This window comes from Mesorhizobium sp. M2A.F.Ca.ET.042.01.1.1 (genome assembly GCF_003997405.1).
Classification (GTDB): domain Bacteria; phylum Pseudomonadota; class Alphaproteobacteria; order Rhizobiales; family Rhizobiaceae; genus Mesorhizobium.
In genome coordinates this window covers 1-8,007 of sequence record NZ_RZRX01000273.1, presented here as the reverse complement: position 1 = coordinate 8,007, position 8,007 = coordinate 1, and the positions used below count along the sequence as shown (strand labels likewise).

The window sequence follows — 8,007 nt, the reverse complement described above, 5'->3', positions numbered from 1 at the left end:
ATGGCGGCGATCACAATGTCGATCAGGGCGACGGCGGCGGCCGCCCATGCTTGGCCGATGGACACCTGCAGGGCGTAGAAGCCGGCGATGTTGACCATCCCCAGCCCGAACACTGCAATGAGGCCAGAGAAGGCAATCAGACCGGCCCGACGCAGCAGAATGTCCAGCCAAATCTTCCCGATCAGAAGATCGGCTTTTTTCAACACCTGCAGGTCGCGAACAAGATGATCAATCACGCTTCGTCCCTCAGTGCCTTCCGAGCAGGCGCCCGATCAGTATTCCGACAAGCAGCGCGCCGACGACGCTCGACGTCGGATGTTGCGAAATGTTCTTCTCTGCTTCCTCAAAGAACCCGGTGACCTCGTCCGCGAGCGCGCGCAGGTCGGCGTGCCATTCTTCGTCTTCGGCTGTGTGGACCGGTTCGGCACCGGTGGCAACATTGTCTGTCGGGGCGGCTGCGGCCGTTCGCTGCTGTTGCAAGAGCGCCACCGCCTCTTGCAGCGATTTCAACTCGCGGGAGACCAAGGCATCTGTGCTCACGTCGTTACCTTCCCAAGGTGACTTCGCCCGAATTCAGGTCGATGACTCGGATTTGGTCTGCGCACCGCCCTTCAGGGCATCGCCGGCCTGTTGATTGGCTCGATCGAATGCTTGGCGCGATTCGGCCAGCGCCGCGCTCAGCGCCGCCCAGGATTCTCCTCCTGCCTGCGTCAGCTTATGCAGCCGCGCCTCGGCCTCCGCGGCGTCCGCCTTCATCTTGATTACCGCCGCGTCGATGTCGGCGCGCCTCGCGGTCACGGCTTTCCTAGCTTCGTTGTGGAATGCCTCGGCCGTCGCGCGCCAAGCCTTAGCCTGTGCTGCGGCAGCCTGGAGGAATGTCGCCTTTTGCTGCTCCGCCTGTTTGCCGACCATCTCGAAATACGTGGTGACCTCGGTCTCGAAACGACGCCACTGCGATTCCAACTTGGCTCTGTTCTCCTGGACAGCAGCTTGTCCTGCTTTTGCTTGGGCCTTCGCGGCGGCCTCAAATTCGTCGCGCCGCTTCCTGAGGTCGGCGACAATTCGATCGGCATCGGCCTTCGAGTCGACCTTCACTTGGCCCACCTTGGCTTCCAGCGATGCCAAGATGGCGTCCATCTCGTCGATCCGTTGCTTGGTCCAATTCAGATAGGCATGCATGCTGCTCTGATCCGACATCATTGCCTCCATTTTGCCGTGCTGCCTGCGCTCGTGGGGAGGTATAAACTTCTCCTAGGAGGCGTGGCTTTGACTTGCGTCAACTCCGAGCAATCGCGTGCGGGAGGGCATCATGGTCGCACCTGGCACTCACCACGGACTCGAACGCGGTCCTCTGCCGGATGTTGGCTGCCGGCGGCTGCGGATAGCGGCAAACGTCGAATCTGGTGGCTGGCGCTCGATCAAGTTGCGGCCCAACAGCGCCGCCTTTGCGCTGACAATCTCATTGGTATCGACGAGCGGCGAATCTGTGCTAAGGCGCCGCCCGATCAATCAAAAGGACGACACTGTGAGCGAACTGACCTTGGCCGAGGCGACCGAAAACATCTATGCCTCACTCCGAGCGGACAATGCCGACCTCGATGCGCATATCGCGGCACTCAAGGCGGCACTGGCGCGAGAGGGGAAGAAACAGGCGGTGTTCGATCCCACCAGGCTGGTGCAGAACAACCGCGCCGGCCGCAAGCTGATGCAGGCCTATTTTCGCCAGCGCGGCGTGAGCGTGAGCTTCTCGGAGTAGGTCTGCTCGCGACCCGTCTCGTTGACCGACGGCGCAGCCTGATTGGCCATAGAGCAATTCTAGGAAAAGTGTGAGCGGTTTTCCGTCCGGAATTGCGTAAAAACAAAGGGATAGAGCGGATCGCCGTTTCCGTGAAACGGTGAAACGCTCTAGCGTCGGATTTGGCGGCTTAGATACAGGGCGGGATCACTCGCGGCTGTTCAAGTGCCTCACCTGCCGCAGCGCCGGGAACAGCCAGGCCCACAAGCCCGCGACCGCGATGGCGCCGATGCCGCCGATCACCACGGCGGGGACCGTGCCGATCAGCGCCGCCATCGTGCCGGCGCGGAATTCGCCGACCTCGTTGGAGGCGCCGACGAAGACCTGGTTGACGGCGTTGACGCGGCCGCGCACCTCGTCGGGCGTCCAGAGCTGGATCAGCGTCTCGCGGATATAGACGCTGAACATGTCGGTGGCGCCGAGCAGGGCCAGCGCCGCGATCGACAGCCAGGTGATGGTCGAGACGCCGAACAGCACCGTGAAGGCGCCGAACAGGGCGACGAAGCCCAGCATGATCTTGCCGGCATGGTCGCGGATCGGATGGCCGGCGAGCCAGACGGCGACGCAGATGGCGCCGATGCCGGGCGCCGAGCGCAGCAGGCCGAGGCCCCAGGGACCGAGCTCCAATATGTCGCGCGCGTAGACCGGCAGCAGCGCCGAGGCGCCCGACAGGAGCACGGCGAAGAGGTCGAGCGAGATCGCGCCGAGCACGATCTTCTCGCCCCAGATATAGCGGAAGCCGGCAAACAGCGTCTGCATCGTCGGCTTGTCGGTGGCCGTCTGCTGGGCGGGCTTCGGGATGGTGAAGATGAGCACCGCGGCGGCGAGCATCAATAAGGCGGCGGTGGCATAGGCGACTTCCGCCGAAACGCCGTAGAGCAGGCCGCCGGCGACCGGACCGACGATGGTCGCCGTCTGCCAGGCCGACGAGTTCCAGGCGATGGCGTTGGCGAAGTCTTCCTGCGGCACGAGATTGGCGAAGAGCGAGGACGAAGCCGGTCCGTAGAAGGCCCGCGCAATGCCGAACATCACCAGCACGATGAAGATCGGCAGCGGGCCGTGAAGTCCGCGCAGTGTCAGAAGCAGCAGGGCCAGCGCGCAGCCGGCCTCGACCAGCGTCGCCAGCGTCATGATCAGCCGGCGGCCGAAGCGGTCGGCGACCACCCCGGTGACCAGGACCAGAAGCAGCGAAGGCAGGAACTGGACGATGCCGACAATGCCGAGGTCGAACGGGTCACGGGTCAGGTCATAGACCTGCCAGCCGACCGCGACGGACACGATCATCGTGGCGAAGGTGGTGAGGAAGCGCGCCGTCCAGTAGCTGAGGAACGGGCGGTGCCGGAACGCGGCGTAGCGCTGGTCTGGTGAAATTGCTTCGGCGGTCATGATTCGAGGGCCCCGTTGCGACAACGGCCGGCGGGGCACGGTGGGCGCTGGTCCGGCCAGAACCCTTTAGCCCAGTTCGTCCTGCCATGCGCGCAAAAATCCGCGCTGGATCAAAGAAAATCGAATTTTTGCCCGGGCGGCGACTCAGCTCCGCAACGCGGCCGAGATGGCCGCCAGCCCGCCGCGCAGCGCCGCTTCCGTCGGCCAGCCGAAGCCGAGGCGGAAGAAGCGCTTCGGCATCTCGAACCAGTGGCCGGGGCCGACATAGGTGCCGTGCTCCTCCAGCAGCCGGGTGTAGAAGCGGTCGAGGTCGAAGCCCGCATCGACGTTGAGCCGCGGGAAGCCGACGACGCCGCCTTGCGGCCGCACCCAGTCGACCAGCGTCTCGCCGTCGATCCAGGCCTGCACGATGTCACGGCGCCTTGCCATGTCCGGCAGCAGCGAGGCGAGAAAGGCGTCACGCCTTTCGAGCGTGGCGCGGGCGATCGCCTCGTCGATGACGCTGCCGCAGATGCCGATCTGCTCTTTGGCGGCGAGGAAGGTTTCCTGCAGCTCCGGATCCCGGGTCAGCAGCCAGCCGATGCGGATGCCCGGAATGCCGAAAGCCTTGGACAGGGAGCAGACGCTGATCGCGCCCGGGCTAAGCGAGGCCGCCGCGGGCAGGCGCTCGCCATAGGAGAGGTCGCGATAGGTCTCGTCGACCAGCAGGCGACATTTGTGATGTTCGGCAAGCGCGATTAGTGCGTCGAGATCGGCGCGTGTCATCATCGTGCCGGTGGGATTGTGCGGGCAGGTGACGCTGATCAGTCTGGTGTTCGGCCGCAGCTCCGCCTTCACGCGTCCGATGTCGACGGCGAAGCTTTGGTCGAAATCGAGATCGACATAAGAGATGGCGCAGCCGATCGCCTTCGGCGTCTCGATGTTGGTGGCGTAGTTCGGCCGCACGACCACAAGATGGTCGCCGGGCGACAGCAGCGCGGTGGCGATGATGAACAGCGCGCCGGCCGCGCCCGCAGTCACCAGCACATCGGCGGGGGAAAGGCCCTCGTCCAGCGCGGCGATCAGCGCGCGCAGGTCCTTGTCGCCGCGATGCTCGCCATAGAACAAGGTGAGGTCCGGCAACGTCAGGCCGATGTCGGAGAGTTTCTGGTCGGCGATCGAGCTTTCGGAGAGATTGTAGCGGATGCGGTCGTAGCCGTATTCCTCCGGCGCTTCCTTCTCGATCAGCATCCTGGCGTAGTTCATGGCCCCCTCCACCCAATCTCCGGTAGCAACCAAGCCACAAAAGCAGGAAGCCTGCCAAGGTCGATTCCTCGGCAGGCTTCCTCAAATCATTGGTGCAGGCGCGCTATTTCAAGCGCTCGCCTTGGCCTTCCTACCCCGGGCGGGCTTCGCCGGTTCCGGTTCCGCCTTGCGGCCGAGGCCGATAGACTTGGCCAGCTGCGAGCGCGAGGCCGCATAGTTGGGAGCGACCATCGGATAGTCGGCCGGCAAGCCCCATTTGGCGCGGTAGGCTTCGGGCGTCAGGCCGAAATGCACGCCGATATGGCGCTTCAGCGATTTGAACTTCTTCCCGTCCTCAAGGCAGATGATGTAGTCCGGCGTCACCGAGCGCCTGGGATTGACGGCGGGGGTCGGCGGGGGCGCCGCGGGTTCCGCCGGCTGGCTGATCCCGCCGATCGATGAGGCGACGCTGGCGATCAGCCCGCCCAGGTCCGAAGCGGGCAGGCGGTTTTTCGCGACATAGGCCGATACGATGTGAGCGGTGAGCTCGAGCAGATCGACTTCCTTGGCTGTGCTGGTGTCTTCGTCCACGTAGTCCCTCCATTTCTACCGCAAGGCCGCGAAACCGATCCGGCTTCGCGGTGTGTAATATCAAAGCGCTGCCAGCGTTGTTGGCGAATTCGAAAGCCGCAGGGGCCGCAGGCCGGCGAATTCCTAGTCGGCAAATCTGCGCGACGCAACGATTGTCGCATCAATACACGCTGTTTTGAACAATTATACTGAAATGTAACAATATCAGACGATCAGCGCCTTGTCGCGCCATAGACGAAATCCACCCTCGAAAGCGCGAGTGTTGTCGCCGCGCCGGGATTTTTCAGGCAATTCATCGAGCTTGTCGACATTGCCGCCGCCGATCACGACATAGTCCGGCTGCAAGGCGGCGCGAAGCCTGCCCACGACGTCGAAAACGTATTTGCGCCACTTCTTCTTCCCGTGCTTCACCAGGCCGCGCTCGCCGACATAATCCTCGAAAGTCGCGCCCTTCTTGTAGGGCAGATGGGCAAGCTCCATCGGCTGGCCGACATTCCTGATGATCATGGCGGCGCCCAGGCCCGTGCCGAGGCCGAGGAACAGCATGCGGCCCCCGTCATAGCTGCCGATCGCCTGCATCAAGGCGTCGTTGACGAGTTTCACCGGCTTGCCGAAGGCGGCGGTGAAATCATAGCCGTTCCAGCCCTTGCCGAGATTGAAGGGATCGAGCGAGGGCTTGTTGTCCCTTACAGGGCCGGGAAAGCCCATCGAGATCAAGTCGTAGGTCAGGCCCTCCGCCAGTTTCCCGACCGAAGCGACGACTTGGTCGGGGGTCAGGCTCGGGCCGGACGGAACGCGGCGCATCTCGCCGCCGGCGCTGGTGAGGATCTTCACATGCGAGCCGCCGACATCGATGCTGAGCACGATCGGATCGCTGCCCGTCGCGGCGGTCTTTGCTGCCTTCGCCATTCCCTCCTCCCCGGAAGTTATCTGGTCGGATTGATCCAGCCATCGGGCGGGCCGAAGCCTTTCATGGCATCAGCCGGCCCCCAGGTCTTGGGCGCATAGATCGCCGGCGGAGTGGTGTCGCCGAGCACCGGCCCGACGATGCGCCAGGCAAGCTCGGCGGCGTCTTGGCGGGTGAACAGCTGGCCATTGCCGTTCATGGCGTCGCCGATCAGCCTTTCGTAAGGCGGCATGTCGCCCTTGGAGTCGTCGAGCGCGGTGAGTTCCACCTGCTCGCCGATCATGTCGTCGCCGGCCCTCTTGCGCTGCGCGCCGATCGAGATCGCCACCTGCGGGTCGATGCGGAAGCGCACGTAATTGGCGTCGTCCGGCTTGATCGGATCGAAGACGTCGAGCGGCGGCCGCTTCAGCCGCACGATCACCTCGGTGGCATGCACCGGCATGTTCTTGCCGGCGCGGATGAAGAAGGGCACGTCGCGCCAGCGCCAGGTGTCGACGAAGAAGCGCACCGCGGCGAAGGTCTCGACCGGCGAGTTGGGCCTGACGCCCGGCTCGGCCAGATAGCCGTCGAACTGGCCGCGCACGACGTCGTCCCTGGTCAGCGTGCGGATCGCGCGCAGCACCTGCACCTTCTCGTCGATCAGGTCGTCGGCCGAGCGGCCGACCGGTGGCTCCATGGCGAGCAGAAGCAGGATGTTGAGCAAATGGTTCTCGATCACGTCGCGGATGCAGCCGACATCGTCATAGAATTTGCCGCGGCCCTCGATGCCGAAATCCTCGGCCATGGTGATCTGCACGCTCTCGACGAAGTTGCGGTTCCAGATCGGCTCGAGGAAGGAGTTGGCGAAGCGGAAATAGAGCAGGTTCTGGATCGCTTCCTTGCCGAGATAGTGGTCGATACGGAAGATCGACTGCTCGTCGAACACCAGATGCAGCACCCGGTTCAGCCAGCGCGCCGACTGCAGGTCGTGGCCGAAGGGTTTTTCGATCATCAGCCGCGCGCCGTGCGCGGTGCCGGACTGCTCCAACCCCTGCACGACGGTCTCGAACATCGTCGGCGGCACGGCCATATAGTGCAGCGGGTGTTGCGCCGGACCCAGCGCCGTCCTCAGCTTCTCGAAGGTGGCGCCGTCGCGGTAGTCGCCGCTGACATAGCGCAGCTGCGAGGCGAGCTTGGCAAAGACCATGTCGTCGATGCCGCCCAGCGCGGTGACGATGCCGTCGCGGGCGCGGTCGACCAGCTTGGGCAGCTCCCAAGGGTCGAAGGCAACGCCGATCACCGGCTCGGCCAATGTTCCCTTGGCGACCATCTGGTAGAGCGCCGGGAATATCTTCTTGTGCGCAAGGTCGCCGGTCGCTCCGAAAAGCACCAGCGTGTCGGACCTCTCCTGGCTCATGCCGTCTCTCCCCTCACGCGCCGGTCTTCGGCTTTTCGACATGGCCGCCGAAGGCATAGCGCATGGCGGACAGGAGCTTGTCGGCGAATTGCGATTCGCCCTGCGAGGAGAAGCGGTCGAACAGCGCCGAGGACAGCACCGGCGCAGGCACGCCGGTGTCGATCGCCGCCTTCAGCGTCCAGCGTCCCTCGCCGGAGTCGGAGACGCGGCCGCCGAACTGGGCGAGTGCCGGATCGCTCTTCAGCGCGCCGGCGGTGAGATCGAGCAGCCAGGAACCGATGACGCTGCCATGCCGCCAGACTTCGGCGACCTGGGGCAGGTCGATATCGAACTGGTAATATTGCGGATTTTCGAGCGGGCTGGTCTCGGCATCGGCGGTGCGCTGCCTTTTGCCGGCATTGGCCGATTTCAGGATGTTCATGCCCTCGGCATAGGCGGCCATGACGCCATATTCGATGCCGTTATGCACCATCTTGACGAAGTGGCCGGCGCCGCTCGGGCCGCAGTGCAGATAGCCGAAAGCCGCCGTTCCGTCGGCCTTCGAGGGATTGGCTCCGGCGTCCGGGCCCGGCGCCAGCGTGGCGAAGACCGAATCGAGATGCTTCACCGCTTCGTCCGGGCCGCCGATCATCAGGCAGTAGCCGCGCTCCAGGCCCCAGACGCCGCCGCTGGTGCCGACATCGACGAAGTTGATGCCCTTCACCGCCA

At 64.3% G+C, this 8,007-nt stretch carries 9 protein-coding genes and 1 pseudogene; 1 reads left to right on the top strand and 9 read right to left on the bottom strand.

Annotation, left to right across the window (positions count from 1 at the left end; genetic code table 11):
- The 3 genes and pseudogenes from EOA23_RS28865 to EOA23_RS28855 all read right to left on the bottom strand — a co-directional run.
- Window positions 1-236, bottom strand: a pseudogene (locus EOA23_RS28865) (hypothetical protein); the annotation flags it as partial.
- 10 nt (window positions 237-246) lie between these two features.
- Window positions 247-540 (bottom strand): hypothetical protein, encoded by a 294-nt coding sequence (locus EOA23_RS28860; protein ID WP_127306651.1) that lies wholly within the window; start codon window positions 538-540, stop codon window positions 247-249.
- 33 nt (window positions 541-573) lie between these two features.
- Entirely contained in the window at window positions 574-1,197 is a 624-nt protein-coding gene (locus tag EOA23_RS28855) for a hypothetical protein (RefSeq protein ID WP_127306650.1), read from the bottom strand.
- A gap of 328 nt (window positions 1,198-1,525) precedes the next feature.
- Here EOA23_RS28855 and EOA23_RS28850 point away from each other — a divergent pair, with 328 nt between their 5' ends.
- Window positions 1,526-1,756, top strand: a complete 231-nt coding sequence (locus tag EOA23_RS28850) for a hypothetical protein (RefSeq protein WP_127306652.1) — start codon at window positions 1,526-1,528, stop codon at window positions 1,754-1,756.
- Window positions 1,757-1,942: 186 nt separating this feature from the next.
- On the opposite strand, the gene EOA23_RS28845 is transcribed toward EOA23_RS28850, so the two are convergent.
- The 6 genes from EOA23_RS28845 to EOA23_RS28820 all read right to left on the bottom strand — a co-directional run.
- A complete protein-coding gene (locus EOA23_RS28845; RefSeq protein ID WP_127306649.1) occupies window positions 1,943-3,181 on the bottom strand; it encodes an MFS transporter in 1,239 nt (412 codons plus the stop codon).
- 144 nt (window positions 3,182-3,325) lie between these two features.
- Window positions 3,326-4,426: an aminotransferase class I/II-fold pyridoxal phosphate-dependent enzyme gene (locus EOA23_RS28840; protein WP_127306648.1), complete on the bottom strand. Its 1,101-nt coding sequence runs from the start codon at window positions 4,424-4,426 to the stop codon at window positions 3,326-3,328.
- A 108-nt stretch (window positions 4,427-4,534) separates the two neighbouring features.
- Window positions 4,535-4,996 (bottom strand): MucR family transcriptional regulator, encoded by a 462-nt coding sequence (locus tag EOA23_RS28835; RefSeq protein WP_126063710.1) that lies wholly within the window; start codon window positions 4,994-4,996, stop codon window positions 4,535-4,537.
- A gap of 204 nt (window positions 4,997-5,200) precedes the next feature.
- The gene (locus tag EOA23_RS28830) at window positions 5,201-5,905 is read right to left on the bottom strand and encodes an ROK family protein (protein ID WP_127306647.1); all 705 of its coding nucleotides are present in this window, start codon (window positions 5,903-5,905) and stop codon (window positions 5,201-5,203) included.
- A gap of 17 nt (window positions 5,906-5,922) precedes the next feature.
- Window positions 5,923-7,299: a glucose-6-phosphate dehydrogenase gene (gene zwf, locus EOA23_RS28825; protein WP_126063712.1), complete on the bottom strand. Its 1,377-nt coding sequence runs from the start codon at window positions 7,297-7,299 to the stop codon at window positions 5,923-5,925.
- 13 nt (window positions 7,300-7,312) lie between these two features.
- Window positions 7,313-8,007 (bottom strand): NADP-dependent phosphogluconate dehydrogenase (locus EOA23_RS28820; RefSeq protein ID WP_127306646.1); only part of this gene is annotated, 695 nt, incomplete at its 5' end.

What these genes read in the sequence shown, in the direction of transcription:
- EOA23_RS28855 (WP_127306650.1), bottom strand. Translation starts at nt 1,197, where the DNA reads ATGTCGGATCAGAGCAGCATGCATGCCTATCTGAATTGGACCAAGCAA.
- EOA23_RS28845 (WP_127306649.1), bottom strand. Translation starts at nt 3,181, where the DNA reads ATGACCGCCGAAGCAATTTCACCAGACCAGCGCTACGCCGCGTTCCGG.
- EOA23_RS28840 (WP_127306648.1), bottom strand. Translation starts at nt 4,426, where the DNA reads ATGAACTACGCCAGGATGCTGATCGAGAAGGAAGCGCCGGAGGAATAC.
- EOA23_RS28830 (WP_127306647.1), bottom strand. Translation starts at nt 5,905, where the DNA reads ATGGCGAAGGCAGCAAAGACCGCCGCGACGGGCAGCGATCCGATCGTG.
- zwf (WP_126063712.1), bottom strand. Translation starts at nt 7,299, where the DNA reads ATGAGCCAGGAGAGGTCCGACACGCTGGTGCTTTTCGGAGCGACCGGC.